Annotated in this window: 26 protein-coding genes, 1 CRISPR repeat array and 1 other annotated feature; of the genes, 5 read left to right on the top strand and 21 right to left on the bottom strand. The window is 36.3% G+C overall.

Annotated elements, in window-relative coordinates; genetic code table 11:
• Window positions 1–303 precede the first annotated feature (303 nt).
• A CRISPR array of direct repeats spans window positions 304–2,021; the repeat unit is 33 nt; unit sequence ATTTCAATCCACTAGCTCTAAACAGAGCTAGAC.
• 164 nt (window positions 2,022–2,185) lie between these two features.
• Together mutY and recX are read right to left on the bottom strand one after the other, a co-directional pair.
• Window positions 2,186–3,361, bottom strand: coding sequence for an A/G-specific adenine glycosylase (mutY, locus tag IGJ55_RS12080; protein WP_069641005.1), 1,176 nt, complete (start codon window positions 3,359–3,361; stop codon window positions 2,186–2,188).
• A complete protein-coding gene (gene recX, locus IGJ55_RS12085) occupies window positions 3,351–4,151 on the bottom strand; it encodes a recombination regulator RecX (RefSeq protein ID WP_430606564.1) in 801 nt (266 codons plus the stop codon). Before recX ends, mutY begins: the two co-directional genes overlap by 11 nt.
• A 163-nt stretch (window positions 4,152–4,314) precedes the next feature.
• Here recX and rlmD point away from each other — a divergent pair, with 163 nt between their 5' ends.
• The gene (gene rlmD / locus IGJ55_RS12090) at window positions 4,315–5,685 is read left to right on the top strand and encodes a 23S rRNA (uracil(1939)-C(5))-methyltransferase RlmD (RefSeq protein WP_430606566.1); all 1,371 of its coding nucleotides are present in this window, start codon (window positions 4,315–4,317) and stop codon (window positions 5,683–5,685) included.
• 70 nt (window positions 5,686–5,755) lie between these two features.
• Here the strand turns inward: rlmD and IGJ55_RS12095 are convergent, their stop codons facing one another.
• Genes IGJ55_RS12095 through IGJ55_RS12110 form a run of 4 tightly spaced genes read right to left on the bottom strand, consistent with a single transcriptional unit; the run spans window position 5,756 to window position 9,138 of the window.
• Complete coding sequence (locus IGJ55_RS12095; protein WP_430606567.1) at window positions 5,756–7,180, bottom strand: glycoside hydrolase family 1 protein; 1,425 nt, start codon at window positions 7,178–7,180, stop codon at window positions 5,756–5,758.
• A gap of 17 nt (window positions 7,181–7,197) precedes the next feature.
• Window positions 7,198–7,539: a PTS lactose/cellobiose transporter subunit IIA gene (locus tag IGJ55_RS12100; protein ID WP_069641001.1), complete on the bottom strand. Its 342-nt coding sequence runs from the start codon at window positions 7,537–7,539 to the stop codon at window positions 7,198–7,200.
• A gap of 4 nt (window positions 7,540–7,543) precedes the next feature.
• The gene (locus IGJ55_RS12105; protein ID WP_430606568.1) at window positions 7,544–8,797 is read right to left on the bottom strand and encodes a PTS sugar transporter subunit IIC; all 1,254 of its coding nucleotides are present in this window, start codon (window positions 8,795–8,797) and stop codon (window positions 7,544–7,546) included.
• A 20-nt stretch (window positions 8,798–8,817) separates the two neighbouring features.
• Window positions 8,818–9,138: a PTS sugar transporter subunit IIB gene (locus tag IGJ55_RS12110; protein ID WP_069640999.1), complete on the bottom strand. Its 321-nt coding sequence runs from the start codon at window positions 9,136–9,138 to the stop codon at window positions 8,818–8,820.
• Window positions 9,139–9,353: 215 nt separating this feature from the next.
• Between IGJ55_RS12110 and IGJ55_RS12115 the strand changes: the two genes are divergently transcribed.
• Window positions 9,354–11,252 (top strand): BglG family transcription antiterminator, encoded by a 1,899-nt coding sequence (locus IGJ55_RS12115; RefSeq protein WP_430606569.1) that lies wholly within the window; start codon window positions 9,354–9,356, stop codon window positions 11,250–11,252.
• 75 nt (window positions 11,253–11,327) lie between these two features.
• On the opposite strand, the gene IGJ55_RS12120 is transcribed toward IGJ55_RS12115, so the two are convergent.
• From IGJ55_RS12120 to IGJ55_RS12150, 7 genes are all read right to left on the bottom strand, one after another.
• Window positions 11,328–11,570, bottom strand: a complete 243-nt coding sequence (locus IGJ55_RS12120; protein WP_010765775.1) for a GlsB/YeaQ/YmgE family stress response membrane protein — start codon at window positions 11,568–11,570, stop codon at window positions 11,328–11,330.
• A 213-nt stretch (window positions 11,571–11,783) separates the two neighbouring features.
• Window positions 11,784–12,047 (bottom strand): hypothetical protein, encoded by a 264-nt coding sequence (locus tag IGJ55_RS12125; RefSeq protein ID WP_069640997.1) that lies wholly within the window; start codon window positions 12,045–12,047, stop codon window positions 11,784–11,786.
• A 154-nt stretch (window positions 12,048–12,201) separates the two neighbouring features.
• Window positions 12,202–12,567, bottom strand: coding sequence for a 50S ribosomal protein L7/L12 (gene rplL / locus IGJ55_RS12130; protein WP_025872833.1), 366 nt, complete (start codon window positions 12,565–12,567; stop codon window positions 12,202–12,204).
• Window positions 12,568–12,629: 62 nt separating this feature from the next.
• Window positions 12,630–13,130, bottom strand: a complete 501-nt coding sequence (rplJ, locus tag IGJ55_RS12135) for a 50S ribosomal protein L10 (protein ID WP_069640996.1) — start codon at window positions 13,128–13,130, stop codon at window positions 12,630–12,632.
• Window positions 13,131–13,257: 127 nt separating this feature from the next.
• Window positions 13,258–13,385: a sequence feature (ribosomal protein L10 leader region), on the bottom strand.
• A gap of 79 nt (window positions 13,386–13,464) precedes the next feature.
• The gene (gene rplA, locus IGJ55_RS12140; protein WP_069640995.1) at window positions 13,465–14,154 is read right to left on the bottom strand and encodes a 50S ribosomal protein L1; all 690 of its coding nucleotides are present in this window, start codon (window positions 14,152–14,154) and stop codon (window positions 13,465–13,467) included.
• 111 nt (window positions 14,155–14,265) lie between these two features.
• Window positions 14,266–14,688 carry a 50S ribosomal protein L11 gene (rplK, locus tag IGJ55_RS12145; RefSeq protein WP_010760576.1) on the bottom strand — a complete coding sequence of 141 codons (423 nt, stop codon included), beginning with the start codon at window positions 14,686–14,688 and terminating at the stop codon, window positions 14,266–14,268.
• A 253-nt stretch (window positions 14,689–14,941) separates the two neighbouring features.
• Complete coding sequence (locus tag IGJ55_RS12150) at window positions 14,942–15,250, bottom strand: hypothetical protein (RefSeq protein WP_069640994.1); 309 nt, start codon at window positions 15,248–15,250, stop codon at window positions 14,942–14,944.
• A gap of 204 nt (window positions 15,251–15,454) precedes the next feature.
• Here IGJ55_RS12150 and sdaAB point away from each other — a divergent pair, with 204 nt between their 5' ends.
• Together sdaAB and sdaAA are read left to right on the top strand one after the other, a co-directional pair.
• On the top strand, window positions 15,455–16,123 hold the full coding sequence (sdaAB, locus tag IGJ55_RS12155) for an L-serine ammonia-lyase, iron-sulfur-dependent subunit beta (RefSeq protein ID WP_069640993.1): 669 nt from the start codon (window positions 15,455–15,457) through the stop codon (window positions 16,121–16,123).
• Window positions 16,124–16,147: 24 nt separating this feature from the next.
• Complete coding sequence (sdaAA, locus tag IGJ55_RS12160; RefSeq protein WP_429949033.1) at window positions 16,148–17,020, top strand: L-serine ammonia-lyase, iron-sulfur-dependent, subunit alpha; 873 nt, start codon at window positions 16,148–16,150, stop codon at window positions 17,018–17,020.
• 43 nt (window positions 17,021–17,063) lie between these two features.
• On the opposite strand, the gene IGJ55_RS12165 is transcribed toward sdaAA, so the two are convergent.
• The 3 genes from IGJ55_RS12165 to IGJ55_RS12175 are packed head-to-tail and all read right to left on the bottom strand — an operon-like array spanning window position 17,064 to window position 20,638.
• The gene (locus IGJ55_RS12165) at window positions 17,064–17,906 is read right to left on the bottom strand and encodes a M55 family metallopeptidase (protein WP_069640991.1); all 843 of its coding nucleotides are present in this window, start codon (window positions 17,904–17,906) and stop codon (window positions 17,064–17,066) included.
• Between the two features lie 15 nt (window positions 17,907–17,921).
• Window positions 17,922–19,007, bottom strand: a complete 1,086-nt coding sequence (locus IGJ55_RS12170; RefSeq protein WP_430606571.1) for a M42 family metallopeptidase — start codon at window positions 19,005–19,007, stop codon at window positions 17,922–17,924.
• Between the two features lie 11 nt (window positions 19,008–19,018).
• Entirely contained in the window at window positions 19,019–20,638 is a 1,620-nt protein-coding gene (locus tag IGJ55_RS12175; RefSeq protein WP_430606572.1) for a peptide ABC transporter substrate-binding protein, read from the bottom strand.
• Between the two features lie 87 nt (window positions 20,639–20,725).
• On the opposite strand from IGJ55_RS12175, the gene IGJ55_RS12180 reads away from it, so the two are divergent.
• A complete protein-coding gene (locus IGJ55_RS12180; RefSeq protein WP_430606573.1) occupies window positions 20,726–21,424 on the top strand; it encodes a MurR/RpiR family transcriptional regulator in 699 nt (232 codons plus the stop codon).
• 253 nt (window positions 21,425–21,677) lie between these two features.
• On the opposite strand, the gene IGJ55_RS12185 is transcribed toward IGJ55_RS12180, so the two are convergent.
• From IGJ55_RS12185 to rpmG, 5 genes are all read right to left on the bottom strand, one after another.
• Entirely contained in the window at window positions 21,678–21,842 is a 165-nt protein-coding gene (locus IGJ55_RS12185; RefSeq protein WP_239574115.1) for a LacI family DNA-binding transcriptional regulator, read from the bottom strand.
• Window positions 21,817–22,683 carry an alpha/beta fold hydrolase gene (locus tag IGJ55_RS12190; RefSeq protein WP_430606575.1) on the bottom strand — a complete coding sequence of 289 codons (867 nt, stop codon included), beginning with the start codon at window positions 22,681–22,683 and terminating at the stop codon, window positions 21,817–21,819. Before IGJ55_RS12190 ends, IGJ55_RS12185 begins: the two co-directional genes overlap by 26 nt.
• Before the next feature lie 112 nt (window positions 22,684–22,795).
• Window positions 22,796–23,338 (bottom strand): transcription termination/antitermination protein NusG, encoded by a 543-nt coding sequence (gene nusG / locus IGJ55_RS12195; RefSeq protein WP_010773265.1) that lies wholly within the window; start codon window positions 23,336–23,338, stop codon window positions 22,796–22,798.
• Between the two features lie 168 nt (window positions 23,339–23,506).
• Window positions 23,507–23,677 (bottom strand): preprotein translocase subunit SecE, encoded by a 171-nt coding sequence (secE, locus tag IGJ55_RS12200; RefSeq protein WP_069640986.1) that lies wholly within the window; start codon window positions 23,675–23,677, stop codon window positions 23,507–23,509.
• A 17-nt stretch (window positions 23,678–23,694) separates the two neighbouring features.
• The gene (gene rpmG, locus IGJ55_RS12205; RefSeq protein ID WP_010760564.1) at window positions 23,695–23,847 is read right to left on the bottom strand and encodes a 50S ribosomal protein L33; all 153 of its coding nucleotides are present in this window, start codon (window positions 23,845–23,847) and stop codon (window positions 23,695–23,697) included.
• Between the last annotated feature and the right edge of the window lie 130 nt (window positions 23,848–23,977).

Here is a 23,977-nt window from a genome sequence, read left to right on the forward strand (position 1 = left end):
CGCGGGGCAATCACCACTAACAATGTAAACAACTTTATTTCAATCCACTAGCTCTAAACAGAGCTAGACAAACTAAAAACACCACACACTTCTTTCCAGTTTTATTTCAATCCACTAGCTCTAAACAGAGCTAGACCATTTGATCAAGTCGAAGCTGTTTCCGTGAAAATATTTCAATCCACTAGCTCTAAACAGAGCTAGACCTATCCGGTTGTAACGGGTCAGCTAAAACAACAATTTCAATCCACTAGCTCTAACAGAGCTAGACATAACCACGCCGCTTCAAACGCAGTTTGTAAAAGCATTTCAATCCACTAGCTCTAAACAGAGCTAGACGTATAACCTCAAATGCTCAAATTATGAAGTTTGATATTTCAATCCACTAGCTCTAAACAGAGCTAGACCGATAGTTGTTGTAACACCTTGTTTTTCCATACCATTTCAATCCACTAGCTCTAAACAGAGCTAGACATTCTACTAACAGGATTAAATAATGTTCTTTTGTAAATTTCAATCCACTAGCTCTAAACAGAGCTAGACGTCAGTAACAGTGAGAGATTTAGACTACCCGAGTGATTTCAATCCACTAGCTCTAAACAGAGCTAGACATCAATATGGCGGTAACAACTACCAACAATAACAAGATTTCAATCCACTAGCTCTAAACAGAGCTAGACGCTAATAAAATTTATTATTCTTGGGACAATCCAAATTTCAATCCACTAGCTCTAAACAGAGCTAGACAAGAAACACTATTTCATTCTAGGTATAAATACCATATTTCAATCCACTAGCTCTAAACAGAGCTAAACGAGGTTCTAGGAATATTCCGACAATTACAGTAAAATTTCAATCCACTAGCTCTAAACAGAGCTAGACAAGAAACACTATTTCATTCTAGGTATAAATACCATATTTCAATCCACTAGCTCTAAACAGAGCTAGACGAGGTTCTAGGAATATTCCGACAATTACAGTAAAATTTCAATCCACTAGCTCTAAACAGAGCTAGACGATAAACATTGCGGATTGTTAGGATTGGATAAAAAATTTCAATCCACTAGCTCTAAACAGAGCTAGACCAGGTAAATGGACAGACTAGAGGAAATGATGCAATTTCAATCCACTAGCTCTAAACAGAGCTAGACCTAATTCTGCTTTTCAAGAGTGTTGATAAAGACTTATTTCAATCCACTAGCTCTAAACAGAGCTAGACCGTATCATCCTTTGATATAGCTACATTCTTATTTTTATTTCAATCCACTAGCTCTAAACAGAGCTAGACTCACTAGGATAACGTTCACCATTATAAATCGTGTGAATTTCAATCCACTAGCTCTAAACAGAGCTAGACTATAAACAATTACAGCATAAACATATAAATTCAATATTTCAATCCACTAGCTCTAAACAGAGCTAGACACTTTAAAGCTTTATTTAAACCTTCTGTAGTGTGTGATTTCAATCCACTAGCTCTAAACAGAGCTAGACATGATTTTCTCTTTTATCATATTCTAAATCTTTAATTTCAATCCACTAGCTCTAAACAGAGCTAGACGGTAAAACGTTTACGTTTAAAACTTATTTATTAATTTCAATCCACTAGCTCTAAACAGAGCTAGACCTTTCTATATTATGTTTTCAAGGGTCTAAACGTATTTCAATCCACTAGCTCTAAACAGAGCTAGACTGTGTTACCTCGTCTATTGTGCTTCCGTCGTATATTTCAATCCACTAGCTCTAAACAGAGCTAGACGTCACAAGGTAAATTAAAGAATAAACTAGTGATATTTCAATCCACTAGCTCTAAACAGAGCTAGACCTAAAATCAAGCGAAACAACAGAATCTCCGCAAATTTCAATCCACTAGCTCTAAACAGAGCTAGACCCAGTAAATTGTATATAGTTGCAAACACTCATAATTTCAATCCACTAGCTCTAAACAGAGCTAGACAGTATAAGATATACCTTTTAATAGTCCCTCTTTTATTTCAATCCACTAGCTCTAAACAGAGCTAGACCGTGAAAATAGTGGAAATACATGACATATTTCCACTATTCCATCACTAAACACAGTATAACATTAAATTAAAATGAGAAAAAGTCTATTTCTTAACTAAAATCAGTAAAATTTTGGTGCGGATCCCCTAGAGATTTTATGTCCACTTGGGGTTCGCACCAAAAATTATTCTGTAGTTCCAAATTCTTCTTTATATAGTTCTACCATTTTTTGTTGTGGTTTTGGAAAAACATAATTTGAAAATTCGTCTTTTGTTGCCCAAGCTTGATTTTCATCAGTAATAGTTTCTCCTATTTTTCGTCCATAGAAAACTAAAATATGCCATTTTAAATGGCTGAAAATATGTGTTACTTCTCCTAATACTCGTTTTTGCCAAACTACATGAGAATATTGGTCAAAAATTTCTGGATTTTCTTCCGCAACTAACAATGATTCCTCAAAATCAAGTGATAATTGCTTTTCTTCTTTCACACCAGTTTTTTGCAGAAATTCAAAACGTTCTTTGCTGACTTCTTCTATCGGAAATAGCCACATATTTGCTAACAGCCCTTTAGCATTACGTTGCTGTAATAAAAATTCCTGCTGTTTATTTTCAATGATGCCACCGATATAGTAAACATCTTTAGGTTTTAACTTTTTAGATTTGACTGGATAATTCGTCATTGTATTGTTCTTATAACTTAAACAATATGATTGAATCGGACACTCTTCACATTTTGGAGATGTTGGTGTACAAATCGAAGAACCAAGATCCATCATCGCTTGATTAAAGTCTCCAGGACGATGTTGATCGATGATTTTATACATTGCTGCTTCAAAAACCTTACGACTACTAGGCTTGGCAATGTCATCACTGATTTCAAACAAACGGCTGACAACCCGCATCACATTACCATCAATCGCAGGTTCAGGAATATGAAAAGCGATGCTTCCGATTGCACCTGCCGTGTATGGACCAATCCCTTTTAATTGACGAATTTCTTCAATTGTTTCTGGCATCTGACCATCAAATTCTGTCATGATCTGCTGCGCGGCAACTTTTAAATTTCTTGCTCTAGAATAATAGCCTAAACCTTCCCACGCTTTTAATAACTTATCATCTGGCGCTTCAGCCAAATCCTTGATTGTCGGAAACCACTCCATAAAACGATAGTAATAATCGATCACCGTATCAACACGAGTTTGTTGTAGCATGATTTCTGAAATCCAGATACGGTAGGGATCTAGATTAACACGCCAGGGTAAATTTCGTTTCTCTTTTTCATACCAAGCAAGAAACTCTTCTTGAAAAGCTTGAAGCTGTGCTTCACTCCAAGTCTCCCAATATTTTTCATTCTTCATCCTCTAATTCCTTTTCGTCAAAATATTGCTGAATCAAATCTGAGTCAAATCGTTTTTGGAATAGTCCTTGTTTGACTTTCATCAAGCGTTTATAAGTATCTAGCTTACGGTGTTTCTCCCATAGCTTATCACCCTCTTTTTTGATCACATCTAATTCTTGTTCTTCATCTTTTTCAAACGATAACTCATCAAGAGCTAAATCGATCACTTCTCTATTAAAGCCTTTTTGCATCAAGTGCATTTGAACTTTTTGGACAGCCTCTTTGAAACTTTTCGTCCGATACCGTCTCATCGCTTTTTCAGCCGTTGCTTTTGCTACTTCTACTTGATCATCCATTGTATAAAAAGTTAACCCATGTTGAATGTCTTCATCATTCAAGCCTTTTCGTTTTAGTTGTTGTTCGATCATCTTGGGCCCTTTATCACTTGTCCGCATCAGTGTTCGAACATAGCTTTCACTAAAAATTTTATCATCCAAAAGGTTCATTTCTTCTAAGCGGATCACGATTGTTTTGCGATCTTCGGGTAGAATTTCTTTTTCTTTCAAATAATCTAAAATTTCTTTTTTTGAACGTAATTGATAGCTTAGATAATTCAATGACATCTGTAAGCCAACATCATATGAACCCGATTTTTTAATTTGCTCGATTTCAGCTGTCGTTACTTCTTGTCCTTTTAACAAGCGTTGGCGAACTAACGTATCCTCAGACACACGCAGTTTTTCTCCTGAAGAGAGCCAGATAAGATAAAACTGTCCTTTGTCTTTAGTGATTTTTGCGATTGTTTCCATCTCTCTCCGCCTTTCTAGTGAGAACATATATTCTACTATAACATATATTTAGCAGAAGCTAAACCAAGCAAATTGTGCTAAAATAAGAAATGACAAAACAGTGGGACAACATTTGAACAAGTCCCAGCATATTTATAAATCTACGGATCAAAAGGATGGAATTATGGCCACACAACAATTAAAAGAAGGACAAACGATTCCTTTAAAAATAAAACGCCTAGGGATCAATGGTGAAGGGATCGGTTATTATAAAAAAACGATTGTTTTTGTGCCTGGTGCTTTACCAAAAGAAGATATTTCAGTCGAAATCACAAAAGTTTCCCCTCGTTTTCTGGAAGGTCAATTGAAAAAAATTGTCAAAGCAGCACCAGAACGAGTTATTCCACCATGCCCAGTTTATGAAGCATGTGGCGGCTGTCAACTGCAGCATCTTGCTTATCCTGCTCAGCTACTCTTTAAAAAAGACTTATTAAAGCAATCGTTAAATAAATTCAGACCAAGAAACTTCGAAAACTATTCATTACTTAAAACAATTGGGATGAAAAATCCTTGGAATTATCGGAATAAGGCCCAATTTCAATTACGTAAAATCGATGGCGAGGTTGAAGCAGGTCTATATCAAGCGGACTCTCATCGTTTAGTGCCGATTGATGACTGCCTTGTTCAACAACCAGCCACAACAAAAGTCATGAATGCTTTAGTTGAACTGCTAAACAAATATCAGCTACCTATTTACAACGAACGAAAAAATAGTGGGATCTTTCGAACACTAATGGTTCGTGTTGGCGTAAAAACAAATGAAGTCCAAGTTGTTTTTATTACCCAATCTGTAAAATTTCCGCAAAAAAAAGCCTTAGTTGACGAAATCACACAACAATTACCTGAAGTGGTTTCCATCATGCAAAACGTTCAAAACAAACGAACCTCCATCGTTATGGGGGATGAAACGATCCATGTATGGGGCAAAGAAAGCATTGAAGAGCAAATCAATGAAGTCACCTTCGATTTGTCGCCTAGAGCCTTCTTTCAGCTGAATCCAGAACAAACAGAAGTTTTATATAGCGAAGCTTTAAAGGCCTTAGATATACAACCAAATGAAACTGTCGTTGATGCTTATTGTGGTGTCGGTACAATTGGTTTAAGTATTGCCAAACAAGCGAAAGAAGTTCGTGGTATGGACATCATCCCTGCTGCAATCGAGGATGCTAAAAATAATGCGGAACGCTTAGGTGTAAGTAATACGCATTACGAAGTAGGAACGGCAGAAGAACTGTTGCCTAAATGGCTTCAAAGCGGTTTTAAACCCGATGCTATCATTGTTGATCCTCCTAGAACCGGATTGGATCAAAAACTACTGAAAGCAATCTTAAAACAGCCACCGAAAAAGATGGTGTACATCTCTTGCAATGTATCAACGTTGGCAAAAGATTTAGTTGATTTAGCGAAAGTATTTGATGTTCAATACTTACAATCAGTCGATATGTTTCCCCAAACTGCGCGATGTGAAGTCGTCGTGAAATTGACCAAAAGATGATACTAAAGCAAAAGAATCCAGCAGCTAGTTTCCATCCTAGTTACTGGGTTCTTTTTATACAAAAAAATTGTTATAAATCTTCACCATTGCTTGCAATAACCTGCTTCATCCAATGATAACTATCTTTTAGATATCGTTTTTGACTCCCTTGACCATAATCGTCTTGATCAACATAAATAAAACCATAGCGCTTGCTCATCTCAGATGAAGAACAACTGATAATATCGATTGGTCCCCAAGCACAATAACCTCTTAGGTCCACACCATCTTTGATTGCCTCTTTCATTTGCTCAATATGAGCCTTATAATAATCAATACGATAATCATCATGCACAGTTCCATCCTCTTCCAAGCGATCATAACAACCAATCCCATTTTCCGTAATATAAATTGGGCATTGGTAGCGATCATAAAATGAATTCAATAATGTTCGTAGCCCCAACGGATCGATCGTCCAGCCCCAAGGATTTGCGGGTAATGATTTATTCCGATAAGGTTCCGTGTGCCCAGCATCACAAATTCGTGTGTAATAGTAAGAGAATGACAGATAATCAGCTGTATTTTTCAAAATTTCCTCATCGTCTCTTGCAAATTCCAACTTAATATCATGTTCTTCGAAATAACGAAATGCATAACCTGGATAATACCCTCTTAGTAATACGTCAGCAAAAAAATACTCCATCTGATTGATTTTCAGGGTTGCTAATACATCTTCAGGTTTGCACGTTGCTGCATATTCTGGACCACCGCAAAGCATCATCCCTATTCTATACTGTTCATCTACTTGATGAGCATACTCCGTTGCTAAGGCCGATGCTATCATCATATGATGAACTCCTTGATATTTTGCTTCTTGCAGATTATCCACTTTATCTTCTGCAATACCTAAATGATTGAATGATTCATGTCCGATCAAATTGATTTGGTTGATCACGATCCAATAGTTGACTTTGCCTTGATAACGGTCAAAAAGAACCTTGCAATAATGAACAAAGAAATCAACGACTTCTCTTGAATACCACCCTTTATACTTCAAAGTCAAATTTAGTGGCATCTCATAATGAGAGAGCGTGATCATCGGTTCCATGCCATTTGCGATGATTTCATCGATCAATTTATCATAAAATAGCAATCCTGCTTCGTTTGGTTCAAGCTCATCTCCATTTGGGAAGATTCGCGACCAGTCGATGGATGTTCTAAAAAGTTTTAAGCCCATATCTCCTAATAATTTTAAATCTGCTGGATATGTTTCTTTAAAATTAATGCCCCATCTTTTTGGAAATACTCCTGTTTTACTATTTAGCGCTTCTTCAATGTAATCAGTAGAAATTTCCGCATTCGCTCTCTTTTCTAGAGGCAGATCAGCTCGGAACTCATTGATGTCCGCAATGCTTGTACCTTTCCCTTCATATTCAAATGCCCCTTCACACTGATTAGCAACAACTGCTCCGCCCCATAAAAAATCCTTTGGAAACCCATTTGGTACTTGATACATTTACTTGCCCTCTTTTCTTATTTTTCTATATTTTTTAAACGTTCATCTAGTTGTTTGGCTATTTTAATTAAATGATTCGCAATATTTATTTCGCTATAGATCGTCATCAACGTATCTTGTGCGTGAGTGAATAGTAATGAGTGGGGCTTTGATTTTGAGTCTTCGCCCATCTCATTTTGAATGGCTTCTGTTTGAACTTTGTGTGCTTCTGTGATATTTTTCTTCGCCGCTTTCATTTCTGCTGTAGCTTTTTCAAAATCATTTTTTTCAGTTGCCGTAAGTGCATTTTTACAATTAACTCTGGCATCTCCTGCAAATAAAATAATTTTCATTGCGTTTTGTGCCAATAAATCATCCATATCATTAAGCCTCCTTCAATAGTTGGTTTTCTGCTTTTGTTTCTTGGTCATCATAGGCTTTGAAAAATGGATACCAAATAGCAGTCGACAGCGCAAAAATAATGAGCATCAAAAGAATGCCAGTAATGGTTCCTGTTGTAACCCAAGTAGCAAATGGAAACGGACAGTACCACAACTCAAACTGAACTTTTGGAATTGGAGCAAATGGAATTACCTTCGTAAAAATATAAATCACAGCAGGTAAAATAATTCCTTGCAACCACATCGGAATCATTAATAAAGGATTCCAAGCAACAGCACCAAAAATCACAGGTTCATTGATATTAAAAATCGACGGCACGATACAGGCTTTACCTAAAGCACTGATTTTCTTGGAACGTGCCCGCATCATCATCAATACAAGCGGCATAGTACAACCAATCCCACCGATCCAAAGATACGCAGAATATAACGTACTACTCGTCACCAAGTTCAGCGTTTCTACAGAAGCTGTGCCATTTTGGACAAGGGCAATATTTTCAGCAATCGCTTTTAATAAGACTGGCTGAACCACTGGCGTCAAAACCCAAGTCGAAATGCCCATTGAATAGAGAAAACAAATCAAGAACATCATGCCGATAAAACCGCCTGGTGATTCCATAAAACTAGACAATGGCATAAAAATACTTAAAACAATATTGTATAAGTCCACTTTCATGATCAACACAACAACCCAGCCAAAAATAATAATCAGACCAATCGGCAGCATTGAATCAAACCAAGCTCTTACAAAGTCAGGAATAACTGATTCTTCTTTGAAGAAAGAAAATTTTCCTAATGTAACAAGAACAAAACCTGCAATCAAGCCTGCTACAATCGCAACAAACATTCCACCAGCACCTAATGCATCATGACCAAATCCGATTACTTTATCTTTTTCGATTTGAGGCGAAATAATCATCAAAAATAAGACTAATCCGCTCATTCCAGCAACGATCCTTTGCTTCCGTAATCGTTTTTTCTCCATTAAATTAAACGGAATCAAGAAAGCAACAAATAGTGAAATCTTCCCCATAGTCCAACCGAACGGTACCCAAAAACTTGGTAATGCGGGAAAATATTCATTTAAAATCGCTAACATCGAAAAAATTGAACCTAAGAAAATAAACGGCAAGGTCTGCATGATCGAGTCTTTGATACTAACGATCCAAGGGTTATTATTTACTTTATTCATTTTGGGTGAGAAGCTATTTTCCAACCAAAAGATTAGCTTATTCATCTTTTCATCTCCTTTTTTCCTTATCCTGCTTCATTGAATTCGCTTAGTAAATGGTCGATGGCAGCATCTCCATCCAGTGTTGCATAATACTCTTTTTTCATTAAAATGACCTTTACTGGAAACCCATGAATGATTTCATCAATCTCGTCAAGGATATACTCCAGATGGGGCCCTACCATTAAAGCATCGATCTCCTCAATATAATTTTCGATTTCAGATTCGCTTCTCGCTACGATACTCATGTCCAAATTTTTCGTTTTTGCGGCTTTGCGCATATTAGCGGCCATAAAACCACTACTGGCACCTGATCCACAGACTAATAGTACGTTTAATTCACTCATATTTCTTCTCCTCTCTATTAAAAAACATTATAGGCTAGTCAATCAAATCTGATTTGCCCGCCCAATTAGTACACTCTTATCTTCTATATTTTGGAGCCCTTTATCAAATACGTTTCTTTCCTCATCTTGTTAGGTTGGCGGAAAAAAATGTACTTGCTTTGTTTTTCAAAAGAACGAATAATAAAAGCTATAAAAAGTGGAGAGGAGCGGAAAATGTGTCCTTAAATAAGAAAGAAACTGGATTGATCAAGTTATTGATGCGCGAAGATAACTGGCTATCTGCAAAAGATCTAGCGAAAGCGTTATCTACATCGACCAGAACGATTCGTAATTATGTCGCTAGGATCAATCAAGATACTAAACTTGAAATAATCCAATCTTCTAGACAAGGATATAAGATCGACAGTAATACCCGCATCGAAGATTTCGTTTCCCATAATAAACAAGAACTGAATACACCAAAAGATCGCATAAATCACCTGATGAATTTATTGATTAAGCATAAAAATATTGATTATTTTGATGTCGCTGATACCTTATTTGTCAGTATTCCAACGATCGAAAAAGATATTCTTCGACTACGCAAAAAAATGACCAAGTATGAATTAAAAATCGTTAAGACTGGAAATACTCTAAGCCTAGAAGGAGAGGAAACCAATTTCAGAAAACTTACCGGTGACATGCTTCAGGATGAAACTTTACAAAACTTCCAATCTGTAGATTATATTCAAACGATCTTCCCAGATATCTCAATTGAAACCATCCAACAAATCGTCATCGATCGATTAAGTAGTCAACACCTGTATATCAATGGTTATGCGATCAATAGCTTATTGCTCCATATTGCAATTGCGATTAATCGTCTCTTGCATCATCAGCGTTCTGAATTGAACCTTGTAACCGAATTATTCTCAAAAAATCAAATTGAATACAAGCTAGCTACTCAAATCGGAAAGGATATCGATCAGTCTTTTGCCGTGGAAATGGATCTCTATGAAATCAATAATTTAACTCTCTTACTAATGACTAAAATTTCCCCATCAAATGATGCTTTTTTAAAAAATTATATGGGAAGTTCAATCTACACATTTATTTCAACTATGATGGAAACTGTTGCTGAAAAATATTTCATTACCCATATATCGAACGAATTAGTATTAAATTTAGCCCTGCATGTTTCCAATTTGATTGCTCGTGCTAAAAATGCGAAACAAGTCTACAATCCTTTATCCGATGAAATCAAACAATCCTACCCCTTTATTTATGAAGTCGCAGTTTTTATTGCCAAGCACATTCAAAAACAAATTAATATTCCGATTTCAGACGATGAAATTACATTCATTGCGTTACATATTGGTTCATATTTTGAGGAAAAATTTGAAACAGAAAATAAATTAAATTGCGTGATCTATACGCCTGAATATTATGACATGCATAAACGTTTGATTTATAAAATTGGTGATACATTCAAATCTAACTTGAATATTTCAGGAAGCTTTTATCAATTGAATAGTGAAAGTTTAGCCGAAATGGAACAAGCTGATCTTGTTTTATCCACGATTGAAATGAAAGATTTCGACCATATGATTCAAATTTCTCCATTTTTATCAGTCAAAGATATTGAAAAGATTCAAAAAATGATCCAAGTCGTTAAGCAAGAAAAATTAGTAAAAACTTTAAAGGAAAGCGTTCAAACTTATCTAACACCTGAACACTTTAAACGAAATATTTATTTGAATTCACCTAGTTTATACATTGAGCATTTAGGCAGACAGCTAGTTGAAGCAGATTATATTGATCCTCATTTTATTGAATTGATCAAAGATCGTGAAAAAATGTCAGCGACTTCCTTTAACAACTCGGTGGCTCTGCCTCATGCTATTGAAATGAGCGCGAAGAAAACAGGCATTGCTATTGTCTTAAATGATCGACCTATAAAATGGGAAAATCAAGATGTTCAGGTTATTATTATGATTGTTATGAATCAAAAAGACATGAAAAAATTTCGGCAATTATTTGATTTTATGATTGATACTTTTTCAAATCGAGCAAAATTGAATAGGCTTTTGAATGTTACACATTACGAAGGATTTATTGAGGAATTATTTACATGAAATTGTGACTTATAAGTCTAATCTAGCAAAAAAGAGCTTGGAGATTTAGCTCTCCAAGCTCTTTTTTTTAAGATATTAATTTTTACCAACAAAAAATGATACTACTGCGACTAAAATTACAGCGCCGATAATTGAAGGAAATAGTGCCATTCCAGCAACTTGCGGTCCCCAACTTCCTAAAAGTGATTGACCGATCGATGAGCCGACAAGACCTGCAATAATATTGAAGATCCAACCCATTGATTTTCCTTTACTTGTGATTGCACCAGCGATTGCGCCGATAACACCACCTACGATTAAAACCCATAACCAATGCATAATGTAACCTCCTTGATTTGATGCTGAACAAGCTTATTGACTCCAACTGAAGAATAAAAAAGTGTGCGAATTTTCTATTTTTCACAAGCCGTAAGCTCGTAAAGCTAAATAGAATAAATGTAATAATGATTACTTGATTATGCTAACAGATTATTTGTTTTCATGCGAAATAAATGCTTATAAAGTCTATTTTATATTATTTAATTTTCATTTTTATCTCATTTCTTCTGTCACTAGGATAACCACATGATTTTTAGTTTGGCAATTCTCACATACATAGTGTAGATTTATTTCCTCTCCAACTATGGTATCCTCGCAAATCAATTCAATTTCATGTTCTGAAAGCTTTAATTCACCTAAGGGAATATTGACTCTTTGCTGATTTGATTTATCAGTTCTTGTATTTAATAAGAATTTCCCTAACTCTTCTTTCCCACATTTCTTACATGTTACAGCAACGCTGATTTCTCTTTCCATTGTCATTGCTCCTTCATATCATGATCGATTACTATATATGTATAATTTTAAACGCATAGCACAAAAAATTTGATTGATATGCTTTTAAATTTTATGGCAATAAAAAAAGCTAGAGTCCAAATGGATTCTAGCTTGAAATTTAATCTTAAAAAGATTATTTTACTGTTACTGAAGCGCCAACTTCTTCTAAAGCAGCTTTTAAAGCTTCTGCTTCATCTTTAGAAACGCCTTCTTTAACTGGTGCAGGAGCGCCATCAACTACTGCTTTAGCTTCTTTCAAGCCAAGGCCAGTTGCTTCACGAACTGCTTTGATAACTTTAACTTTTTGGTCTCCAGCTGCAGTTAATTCTACAGTGAATTCAGTTTGTTCTTCGCCAGCTGCTGCTGGTCCTGCTGCTGCTGCTACAGGAGCTGCTGCAGATACGTCAAATTTTTCTTCAATAGCTTTTACTAAATCGTTTAATTCTAAAATAGTTGCGCCTTCTAATTCTGCAACAATGTTTTCAATGTTCAATGCCATTATGGTTTCCTCCGTTTTAATAATTCATTATTTTTTTAGTTTAGTTTGTTACTAGGCTGCAATTATGCAACTTCGTCTTCTTTTTCTGCCACTGCTTTGACAGCGTAAGCCACTTGTCTGACTGGCGCTTGTAATACAGATAATAGCATAGAAAGTAGTCCATCGCGACTTGGAAGTTTTGCTAAAGATGTCATTTCTTCTACTGAAGATACTTTACCTTCAATAACGCCACCTTTAATTTCCAATGCTTTGGCAGTACTTGCAAATTCGTCGATGATTTTAGCAGGTGCTACTACATCGTCGTTACTGAAAGCGACTGCTGTAGGGCCTGTAAATACTTCATCTAAACCTTCTAGTCCAGCTTTTTTGGCTGCACGTGAAAGAATAGAGTTTTTGATAACTTTCATTTCAACATTTGCATCACGCAATTGTTTACGTAAGTTCGTCACTTCTTCTACAGTTAAACCACGGTAGTCAACGATGACTACAGAAGCTGCTGCTTGGAATTTAGCTGTTGCTTCTTCGACTAGGGTTTCTTTTTTAGCGATTGCTGCTTCACTCATTTATTTTCACCTCCTGATGATTGATGGTGGAGTTTGGTTTACCATATGTTAGTTAAAAGCTTCTAAAGAAACTTCGCTCACTTTGTTCGCCAAGTATTGTTTTACATCGTCTTTTTTTCAAAAAGTCGTGTAAAACAACAAAACTCCATGCCACCGTTGACATAGAGGGACGTAATTGTATGTATCAACAATTGTCCTCGGTAGGAAATTAAGACTTACGTCACCTACTGTCTTCGGTACAGTTAATTATTAACCTCAACTACCTTACCATGGGAAAGGTAGTTGAGTCAAGTAAAATTTCTAATTGTCTAGTTTCATGAACTAGCTTTGCTAATTAAAATGAAGCTTGGTCAACGTGGATTCCAGGTCCAAATGTAGTTGTTACTGAAATGTTTTTGATATATTGACCTTTTGCTGCTGATGGTTTAGCTTTCAACAATACATCGTTGATTGTGTTGAAGTTTTCTAGTAATTTTTCATTATCAAATGAAACTTTACCGATTGGTACATGGATGTTTCCAGCTTTATCAACACGGTACGTTACTTTACCAGCTTTTACTTCATTAACAGCTTTTGTTACGTCCATTGTTACAGTACCAGTTTTAGGGTTGGGCATAAGGCCTTTAGGACCTAAGACACGACCTAATTTACCAACTTCAGCCATCATGTCTGGAGTTGCTACTACTACGTCAAATCCAAACCATCCACCTTGGATTTTTTGAACCATGTCAGCGTCACCTACGTAATCAGCACCAGCTGCTTCAGCTTCTTTGGCTTTATCGCCTTTAGCGAAAACTAAAACGCTTTGTGTTTTACCAGTTCCGTTTGGTAATACTACTGCACCACGGATTTGTTGGTCTGCTTTTTTAGGGTCTACATTTAGACGGTAAGCAACTTCAACAGTTGCGTCAAATTTTGCAATATTTGTATCTTTAGCCAAAGCGATCGCTTCTGCTACAGGGTAAACTTTTGTTGCTTCAACTTTTTTTAATGCATCTTGCATTTTTTTGCTTTTTTTAGCCATTTTGTTTCCTCCTTGATTGTGGTTATAACGGTCGAACCTCCCACGTAATTCATATCTTTGAATATGAAATAAACTGAGAAGCTACTTCTTTGGGTTCCTTAGAATAAAAAATTATCCTACAGTGATTCCCATGCTTCTTGCAGTTCCTTCAACCATGCGCATAGCCGCTTCAACGTCTGCTGCGTTTAGGTCTGCCATTTTAAGTTCAGCGATTTCTTTCACTTGTTCTTTAGAAACATTCGCTACTTTATTTTTGTTTGGCTCACCAGAACCTTTTTCGATTTTTGCAGCTTTTTTCAATAATACTGCAGCTGGTGGTGTTTTCGTAATAAATGTAAATGAACGGTCTTCATATACAGAAATTACTACTGGAATGATTAAACCAGCTTGATCAGCTGTACGAGCGTTGAATTCTTTAGTGAATCCCATAATGTTGATACCCGCTTGACCTAATGCTGGACCTACTGGTGGAGCTGGTGTTGCTTTACCTGCAGGAATTTGCAATTTAACTAATTTTTCTACTTTTTTTGCCACGAGACATACCTCCTTGGGTCCGTGATGTGGTTAATTGGAGATGAAGATTTCTCCTCCCACGTCATTCTTTGACGAATCAAAGAAATTCTGCATGCAAAAATGCACACTTAATTATTATACTCTCTCTCTTTTGATTTTTCAAGTATTCTATTATGAAATAGTATTTTTGTTATTCAACTCAAATAAACCTTGCAAATGAGAACAAAAAAAGCCAAAGGAATTTCTCCTTCAGCTTTTTCTATGGTTGTTACGCTTATTGGATGTGCCCACTATATTTAGCATACCACTCAGTAGCACCTGGTAATTTATGATATTCTTTTCTAGTTAAGAAGCCAGTTTTGCCACCTTTGGTATGTTGAATGATCAGCGGCGGAACTCCTGTCGTAGTCGTTTCATGAATAACATATTCTGGCTCTTTATTACCGCTCGCCCAACCTGGAATTTCAATCGATCCTTCAATATCGAAAATATTCCAGCGACTTGCTGCCTGTGCTGTTTTTGGTACTGCGAAAAGACTGACTAGCGTTGCACTTACAAATAGCGATCCAATTATTTTTTTCATTTAAACATCTCCTTCTTATATCAATATTATTTATTCTAACATATTGTAATTTAAAAGGCAATTAACGTTAGCTTTTTATTTTTCGATTCGTCAACTCTAAAAAAATGTTCGCTTACTTTCTCTCTTCAACTTTTCTGTAGTTTCTTATAGGCAATTGTGATAGACTTTTGTTAGTTTCAAATAAGAAAATAGGTGAAATAGATAATGGAAAGTTTACGTTATAAAAGTGTTTTTGACATCATCGGTCCAGTTATGATCGGACCAAGCAGTTCTCATACGGCTGGCGCTGCTCGCATCGGAAAAATCGTCCGGAGTATTTTTGGGGAGCAGCCTGACACGGTTGACATTTATTTATATGAGTCCTTTGCAAAAACGTATCGTGGTCATGGGACAGATATTGCCTTAGTTGGCGGTTTACTGGATATGGAACCTGATGATGAGCGTTTGGCTGATTCTTTGAAAATTGCGCATGAACAACATATGGAAGTTCTCTTTGTTCCCTTAAAAGAAAAAGCGGAGCATCCAAATTTAGTTAAGCTGCTTGTTTCTAAAGGTGAGCGTAAGCTTTCTGTCACGGGGATTTCTATTGGCGGCGGTAATATTCAAATTTCTGAGCTGAATGGTTTTAAAATTTCTCTGACAATGGGTACGCCAACATTCATTATCGTTCATCAAGATGTACCTGGTATGATCGCTAAAGTCACAAATTTATTATCTGACACAAACATCAATATTGGAACCATGACAGTCACTCGGGAATCTAAAGGAGAAAAAGCAATCATGATCATTGAGATCGATCATGCTGATATTGGTGATATTACAATGAAATTGGTGCAGATTCCCCATATTTATAGTGTAAATTATTTTGATTAATCTACTTAAAGGAGCAAACTTGTTATGTTTCTATCCATAGAAGAATTAGTAAAACAAGCCGCAGATTTTCCTTCAGTTGCTGAATTAATGATTGCAACAGAAATTGAAAACCATGGGCATAGTCGAGAGCGAATCCTCGAAACAATGGAACGAAACCTTGCTGTGATGAAACAATCCATCGAAGAAGGTGTGAACGGTGTGACTTCAGTTACTGGAATTACAGGTGGTGACGCCACTCGTATGAATCACTATATTCAAGCGGGTAATTTTTTGAGCGGTGAAACGATTCTGACGGCTGTTAGAAATGCTGTCGCTGTCAATGAAGTCAACGCAAATATGGGATTGATTTGTGCCACACCAACAGCAGGCAGTGCTGGAGTGGTTCCAGGTGTTTTAATGGCAGCTATCGAAAAACTACAGTTAACCCATGAACAACAACTTGATTTCCTATTTAGTGCTGGTGCTTTTGGTTTAGTGATCGCTAATAATTCTTCAATCAGTGGTGCTGAGGGCGGTTGTCAAGCAGAAGTCGGCTCGGCTAGTGCGATGGCCAGTGCTGCTTTAGTTTGTGCAGCAGGTGGTTCAGCAGATCAAGCCGCTCAAGCTATTGCGATTACGTTGAAAAATATGATGGGGTTGATTTGTGATCCTGTTGCCGGACTTGTGGAAGTTCCTTGTGTGAAACGTAATGCCTTGGGCTCTTCCCAAGCATTCATTTCTGCTGATATGGCCTTAGCTGGAATTCGCAGCGTGATTCCACCAGATGAAGTGGTAGCCGCAATGTACCAGGTTGGTCGTCAAATGCCACAGATTTTCAAAGAAACGGCAGAAGGCGGTTTGGCCGTATCACCAACTGCTAAAAGACTAGCTAAAGAGTTAGCCAGTCAGCAAAATTAAAAAAATGCACCCGTCTAGCTCAACAGTCAGACAGGTGTATTTTTTAATATGTTGTTCCTCCTAATCCTACAATCCCAACGATACCATTCATTATATCTTTCATTGATTCACCAGAAAATTCAACTACTCTGCCATCAATACGCTTCACAGTTGGGAGCATTTCGATTCTATCTGCCTGAGCCGTAGTAACACATTGTAACTGAACAACAGCTGGTGTAGCGATTTTATATTTTTTTAATTGATCAAAATCACTATTCATAACAGTTATTGTTTCTTGGATAATCTCCGCTTTAACTTTTTTTATGGGATAATTTTTGATTGCATAACGACCTAGTGATTGTTTAGTCGTAACATATGAAACCCAGGGCAACATCCCTTCATCATGAAGTTGTTCTTTTAAGCCAGACTCTCCAATAATCAAGCCTACTGGAACACCACGTTCGCTTGCATAAGCTGCATTGATTGTCGTTTCATTCATATATTGACCATTAATTTTCAAATCATACGCAACACTTGCACTGTACCCATGATCCATATTTCCATGCAACTTTCCAATTCCCGCATGATAGCCTAAAAACATAACTAAATCATAACTTTCATCTAAACCGCTCATCATATAGTCTTCACGAGGAAATCCACTGATCAAAGAAATCCGATCGTCAATTTCAGCAAGTCGACTAAAAGAAAGGTTAACACCACGACTATGAGAATCGGAAATAGTAATTTCTTCAATTTCAGACTGCCGTTCACTTTTTTGAATCCCTTCAATCAACCAAGCAACATGGTTATGATATAATTCTCTAAAAAGCAGTGTGTCTTCTTTTTCCATATCAAAAGTAGCAATGCCTGCCAATCCTTCAATATCACATGAAATATAAATTTTCATTTTATTCCTCCTCATTTATAACGGATGAGTCAATGCTTCTATTTTTTGCCAGTCCAATGATTTTATAATTTCCACCACTAAATCCTTTGCATGTTGATAATCTTGATAATCAACATAGCCATGATGTGTGTGAGCATATCGAACTGGAATTCCAACGATGATAGTCGGAGCTCCTTTTACTTGGTTTATCACAGCACCATTCGTTCCACCACCGCTTCTAACAGAAACTTGAACGGGTATATTGTGCTCCTTGGCGATTTCTAGCGCATATTGTTGAAATTCAGGACTTGTAATCATTGATACATCAAAATACCTAAGCATTGGTCCTTTTCCTAAAGCTGTTTGGATTAAGTAATTTGGTGCAGCAGTATCATCCGCTGGACATCCCTCAAATACAATTGCTAAATCGGGATTCACTTGTTTGGCTGCGACAAGCGCTCCTCTCAGACCAACTTCTTCTTGTGAGGTCAATGTCGCAACTAGGTCAACTTCAAGTTTTTCTTTATTTAGTTCATCTAAAACATCCACCATGCAAGCACAACCAATGCGGCAGTCAAAAGCTTTTCCTAAGAATTTATTCGTTTTTTCATCATATTCACAAGTTACAGCTGGTACAACTGGTGCTCCTATATCAATTTTGTAAATTTCATTAATTTCAGCTTCTGAAATAGCACCCACATCAATGAATAAATCTTCTACTTTCAAAGTTTTATTGCGTTCTGCTTCTGACATAAAATGTGGTGGCTTACTTGTAACAGTCCCTGTAATGTATTCACCAAAACGATTTCTCACTCTAACTTTTTGAGCAGCAATATTACTTGGAATCCAACCGCCTAATGGTAAAAAATTTAGTAATCCATTTGTTTGGACTGCTTGTATTATAAATCCAACTTCGTCACTATGGGCATCAAATTGAACTAGGTGTCTTTCACCAGTATTATTCTGACTTTCTATATAAAGATTTTTCATGCCATCAGTTTTTTGAGAGCCAAGCTCTTTGGTGGCTTTTTGAACAATCTTGACAACTTCATTTTCAAAGCCAGATACTCCATTTGCGTCTGAAAGTTGGGTAATTAATTTTACGGCTTGATCTTTTTTCACTTATTTCCCACCTACTCTTCAATGTAAACATTTTTATAATAAACAGAACCTAGAGGTCCAAACGGTAACTCTTTCACTCGATCATTGATCAAATATGCTTCTGATAATTGATACAAAGAAACCAATGGCACTTCTTCTGCAATCAATTGGTCTGCTTTTTTCATTACATCCCATCGTTTTTCATAATCATTTGCATAAGTTTTGTTCGCCTCGCTTAATAACTGATCATACTCTGTACTTGACCATTTCCCAAAATTGTTAGAATTTTCAGTTTGTAATAAACTTAAAAAATCAATGGGATCAGCATAAACAGGTGTCCAACCACCAAGTACAATATCAAAATCTCCGCTACGACTCTTTTCTAAACGATTATTGAATGGCACTGCTGAAACATTAACAGTCAATCCATCAAGCGTTTTATCCAGAGAACCTTGAATGTATTCACTAATTTTTTTAGCGTTTTCTGAATCAGAGCACAAAATCGTTACCTCAGTTTTTTCAATTCCTAACTCTTTCTTTGCCGATGCCCACAGTTCTTTTGCTTTCGCTTCGTCTGTAGGATTAATATCTCCGACCTCTTCTGCAAAATCTTTTTCAGATGCTTGATTGATAAAGCCCGTTGGAACAAATCCTAATGCTTTTTTTGATCCGTCATTTAATACATTTTCTGCTAGTTTTTTTGAATCTAATGACAAGGCAATAGCTTTTCTTGCGTTTAAATTAGCAAAAATATCTTTTTTTGTGTTTAATTGGATATAATAAGTTCCTGGTACTTCTCTTATTTTAAGAGCCTCATTGCCTTTTTCTTGCGCAACGATTTCTCCAGTGATTTTTACTTCGTCCAGTTGGCCGTCATCAAATAGGTTTTTGGCCGTCGTGATTTCTTTGATAACTTGAGCTTCAACTTTGTCAAGTTTGACTGCGTCTTTATCCCAATACTCTTTGTTTTTGACATATGACCATGTATTATTAGTGCCATCCCAACCTTCCATTGTAAAGGGGCCATTATACAAGGTATCTTCTGCAGTTGTCCCATACTCTTTGCCCGTTTTCTCTACAAACTTTTCATTTAATGGAAAAAAGGCAGGAACCGCTAATAATTGTTGGAAATAACTCATCGGATATTCTAAATTAACTTCTAACGTTAGATCATCAACAGCTTTGACCCCAAGTTCGCTTTTATTTTTTTCCCCATTGGCAATTGCTTTATAATTCTTGATTCCTTCGAAATAATAGGCTTGTGGTGACGCTGTTTCAGGATCCACGGTTCTTTTCCATGAGTATTCAAAATCTTTCGCTTTGATTGGATCCCCGTTGCTCCATTTTGCATTATCTCGTATGGTAAAGGTATAGGTTAAACCGTCTTTAGATGGCTCTACTTTATCCGTTGCTAATGCTGGAACTGCTTCTCCCTTTTCGTCAAAAGAAAACAAGCCTTCTCCAACTTGACTCATCACACTGCAAGCGGTATTATCCATTGTCAATGAAACATCCGCTGTTGATAATTCTGAATCGATACCCACTCGAAGCACTTGTTCTTCTTTTGTTGCCGCATCTTTTCCACCTGAACATCCCGCTAAAGTTAAAAGTACCGCACTTACTAATAACATCTTACTTTTTCTGATTTTCATTTTAAAACACCTCATTTTTTTGATTTATCAACACAAAACACTTTTTTCTGCTAAAATTATTTATATTCTTATTAAGGGGGTTACACCATGAATTTACATTACCTGAAAGAAATGTACAATTTAACCAAAACAGAACTTCAAATTCTTGTATACTTAGATGAACAATGCGGAAATACACGTGATCTCAGTATTCGTAAAGTAGCTAAAGATTGTTTTACCTCCCCTACCTCTATTGTTCGTTTAGCTAAAAAATTAAATTTATCTGGATACAACGAACTAGTATATAAAATTAAAGAATCGCATTTACCAACTCCTATCGTAAATGAAATACTGCCTTCTACAACTGAAATCGATCAATTTTGCATGCTAATTGAAAAAAATCGTAAAAACTTAGTAGTCGTTCTCGGTGAAGGATTTTCTTCTCACATTTCTAGTTATATTAGTGAGGTTTTGAATTTCCACTCGATTCCTAACATTACTACCTCTCACACTCAATTAATAAATAATCAGAATAATCAAAACATTCTTTTTATAGTTGTTTCTCATTCCGGTGAAGAAGAGTCATTAAGAAAAACAGTAGAACTAGCTAGAAAAAAAAATAACACGATTATTGCTTTTTTAGGTAACAAAAACACGGCTATCGCTGTTGCTGCTGACTTAATATTTTCTACTGATTCATATAGTCCCTTTTCAACAAATATTGCTCAGCCACAACTGTTTTTCGGAAGAACCCTGGTAATATTTGAGTCATTGATATCCGCATGTATCAACTCAAAAAGAAATTAAATAATTTAAGTCATTATATCTGATAAAAAAGGAATGTCTAGCCTAAAAATATCAAATGGTACGTATTCCTCTTTTTAAGGAACACGTACCATTTTACTTTTTATTTTTTTAGTATTTAAAAACAGCTCTTTCTATCAGTCTATGTTTCTATTTTCAAGATTAGGAACAACAACCCCTATGGTTTGTGAAGCATTTTTAGCAAGACGTTGGGCCGCTATATTTGAGATATAGTTAAATTCTTTTGCGATTGCTTTTATTTTCTGCTTCTTTTTTCCGGAATTCTAGATGGTTTATCATTTAATACCAAAGAAACCGCAGCTTCAGATACATTAGCCATTTTCGTAATGTCTTTCATTCTGACTTTCATCGTTCCATCCACTTGACTTAATCCTTTATTGCCATAAAAAATCTGCAACAAGTTGATCTACTTCCGTATTTTCATGTAATTTACTATGCTGGGCAGCTTTTCCGTAGAATATTTTTTCTTGTACCTCATTCCCATGTGTTTGAAATAGCGCGACAACACTTACTGCATCCGCAACAGGAACTGCTTCATCACTTAAACTGCCATCTTCTACATCTCCTGCAACAATCATGACTTTCATCCCTTTGGACACTTTGTCGATTCCATTGACATAATCTGAATAGCGCTCACTTTGAATTGCAGGACCATTTTGTAAAACATCGTCAAGCGTCTCTCCATTAGATAATTCTACGAAATCATTGAATGGTGCCGCTATGCCTACAAATTTGTTGATTTTCGGTAAATTGTTATCCTCACCAAATGTTGTCAAATAACGTAAAGTGCTAGCGGCACCCATAGAATGTCCTACCAAGTTGACTTGGGTGATTCCATAATTGCTCCCAATGAATTCCAGACAATTCTTGATCCACTCTGCTTGATTCCATTCATTATTTTTATTATCTTCAAAAAGCACTTGAACACTAGGATTATTTTCTTTGCCAGTAAGTTCGCCTTTAGCTTGGACTTTTCCAGCCACACTAACAGTCAAAATTAACTCTTTTTTGGTACGGTGGTTTCCTTCCAATCGTTTGATCATACGACCAAAGGAATTATTTCCACCACCATAGCCATGGATAAATAGTGTCGGAACAGATGTCTTTTGTACATTCTCGCTAGTGTCTGTTTGTTTACCGATCTGCTGCTTTCCATTATCCGCTCCTTTTTTATTCGCGCAACCAGCAAAAAATAACACGATACAGACTATTAGAATGACGTAATCCTTCTTATTTTTCATTTTATCACCTTTTCAATTATCGCTATAGTAAGAAGAGAGCAGGACAAAACTATGATTAGTTTTGTTCCACTCTCTCCATGCCAAAACCATTATGCCTCAGCTCTTTATTTTTTTAGATTGAATCTACTTGTTCAAAATCTAACTCGGTACTTGTTTCACGACCGAACATGTCGATGTTCACTTTTAATTTTTGGCGCTCTTCATCAACTTCTGTTACTTCACCTTCAAGGCCAGAAAAGGCCCCTTCAATAATACGAACGGTGTCACCTAGTGCAACATCCAAATCAGATTGACGTGTGCTCATACCGATTGAACGCAAGATGTGATTGATTTCTTCTTGCAATAACGGCGCTGGCTTGCTTCCCGCACCATGTGAACCAACAAACCCAGTAACACCTGGTGTATTACGCACTACATACCAAGAATCATCAGTCATTGTCATTTCAACTAAGACATAACCAGGGAACGTTTTATGCACGATTTCTTTTGATTTGCCATTTTTTACTTCTGTTTCTGTTTCTTCTGGAACGACTACTCGGAAAATAAAATCTCCCATGCCCATACTTTGTGCTCGCGATTCAATATTCGCTTTCACTTTGTTTTCGTACCCTGAATAGGTATGCAGTACATACCAATTTTTTTCAAATGATTCCATTTCTGCTTCGGCTCCTTTAGGTTTATATAGTGATCATACAATACATTAAGAGTATCAACTATTTCTTGAAACTGCTTTTTTTCGTCTGAAAATAAAAAAACCTCAGTTCCCCGAAGTTTTTCCTCACAAGTTATTATAGCACCATTTTTAATGAAATACTAGTTTGAATTACTTAAGAATCCAGCCAAATGCAGTTTGGATCGCTGTATCCATCACAAAGAATAATGCTGCAAAAATGATCGATGTTTCGATAACCACCAACGTGTCTTTGCGTAATTGTTTTTTAGATGGCCATGTAACTTGTTTCATCTCATCTTTAACACTACGTAAAAATTTCATTTGAACTCCTCCAATATCTACTTCGTCTCTTTATGTAACGTGTATTTTTGACAGTATTTACAGAATTTTTTGATTTCTAACCGTTCTCCACGTTTTCCTTCACTGACGGCTTTAGAATAGTTTCTGGAGCCACAATCTGAACAAGCAAGTGCTGATTTTTTTGTTGCCATTGTTCAACCTCCTCTATTCACAAATTTACTCAATAACATTATCATTCTTTTAATAAAATGTCAATGGATACTCAATAAACTATGGTTTTCTTTCAAATTATGTTATCATTACCCTGTTAGAAGAATTTAA

The organism is Enterococcus sp. AZ170 (assembly GCF_050545135.1).
In the GTDB taxonomy this organism is placed as follows: domain Bacteria; phylum Bacillota; class Bacilli; order Lactobacillales; family Enterococcaceae; genus Enterococcus_L; species Enterococcus_L ureilyticus.

Excerpts from the sequence above, each read along its gene's own strand:
- mutY (WP_069641005.1), bottom strand. The coding sequence starts at position 3,361 with ATGAAGAATGAAAAATATTGGGAGACTTGGAGTGAAGCACAGCTTCAA.
- recX (WP_430606564.1), bottom strand. The coding sequence starts at position 4,151 with ATGGAAACAATCGCAAAAATCACTAAAGACAAAGGACAGTTTTATCTT.
- rlmD (WP_430606566.1), top strand. The coding sequence starts at position 4,315 with ATGGCCACACAACAATTAAAAGAAGGACAAACGATTCCTTTAAAAATA.
- IGJ55_RS12095 (WP_430606567.1), bottom strand. The coding sequence starts at position 7,180 with ATGTATCAAGTACCAAATGGGTTTCCAAAGGATTTTTTATGGGGCGGA.
- IGJ55_RS12100 (WP_069641001.1), bottom strand. The coding sequence starts at position 7,539 with ATGGATGATTTATTGGCACAAAACGCAATGAAAATTATTTTATTTGCA.
- IGJ55_RS12105 (WP_430606568.1), bottom strand. The coding sequence starts at position 8,797 with ATGAATAAGCTAATCTTTTGGTTGGAAAATAGCTTCTCACCCAAAATG.
- IGJ55_RS12110 (WP_069640999.1), bottom strand. The coding sequence starts at position 9,138 with ATGAGTGAATTAAACGTACTATTAGTCTGTGGATCAGGTGCCAGTAGT.
- IGJ55_RS12120 (WP_010765775.1), bottom strand. The coding sequence starts at position 11,570 with ATGCATTGGTTATGGGTTTTAATCGTAGGTGGTGTTATCGGCGCAATC.
- IGJ55_RS12125 (WP_069640997.1), bottom strand. The coding sequence starts at position 12,047 with ATGGAAAGAGAAATCAGCGTTGCTGTAACATGTAAGAAATGTGGGAAA.
- rplL (WP_025872833.1), bottom strand. The coding sequence starts at position 12,567 with ATGGCATTGAACATTGAAAACATTGTTGCAGAATTAGAAGGCGCAACT.
- rplJ (WP_069640996.1), bottom strand. The coding sequence starts at position 13,130 with ATGAGTGAAGCAGCAATCGCTAAAAAAGAAACCCTAGTCGAAGAAGCA.
- rplA (WP_069640995.1), bottom strand. The coding sequence starts at position 14,154 with ATGGCTAAAAAAAGCAAAAAAATGCAAGATGCATTAAAAAAAGTTGAA.
- IGJ55_RS12150 (WP_069640994.1), bottom strand. The coding sequence starts at position 15,250 with ATGAAAAAAATAATTGGATCGCTATTTGTAAGTGCAACGCTAGTCAGT.
- sdaAB (WP_069640993.1), top strand. The coding sequence starts at position 15,455 with ATGGAAAGTTTACGTTATAAAAGTGTTTTTGACATCATCGGTCCAGTT.
- sdaAA (WP_429949033.1), top strand. The coding sequence starts at position 16,148 with ATGTTTCTATCCATAGAAGAATTAGTAAAACAAGCCGCAGATTTTCCT.
- IGJ55_RS12165 (WP_069640991.1), bottom strand. The coding sequence starts at position 17,906 with ATGAAAATTTATATTTCATGTGATATTGAAGGATTGGCAGGCATTGCT.
- IGJ55_RS12175 (WP_430606572.1), bottom strand. The coding sequence starts at position 20,638 with ATGAAAATCAGAAAAAGTAAGATGTTATTAGTAAGTGCGGTACTTTTA.
- IGJ55_RS12180 (WP_430606573.1), top strand. The coding sequence starts at position 20,726 with ATGAATTTACATTACCTGAAAGAAATGTACAATTTAACCAAAACAGAA.
- IGJ55_RS12190 (WP_430606575.1), bottom strand. The coding sequence starts at position 22,683 with ATGAAAAATAAGAAGGATTACGTCATTCTAATAGTCTGTATCGTGTTA.
- nusG (WP_010773265.1), bottom strand. The coding sequence starts at position 23,338 with ATGGAATCATTTGAAAAAAATTGGTATGTACTGCATACCTATTCAGGG.
- secE (WP_069640986.1), bottom strand. The coding sequence starts at position 23,677 with ATGAAATTTTTACGTAGTGTTAAAGATGAGATGAAACAAGTTACATGG.
- rpmG (WP_010760564.1), bottom strand. The coding sequence starts at position 23,847 with ATGGCAACAAAAAAATCAGCACTTGCTTGTTCAGATTGTGGCTCCAGA.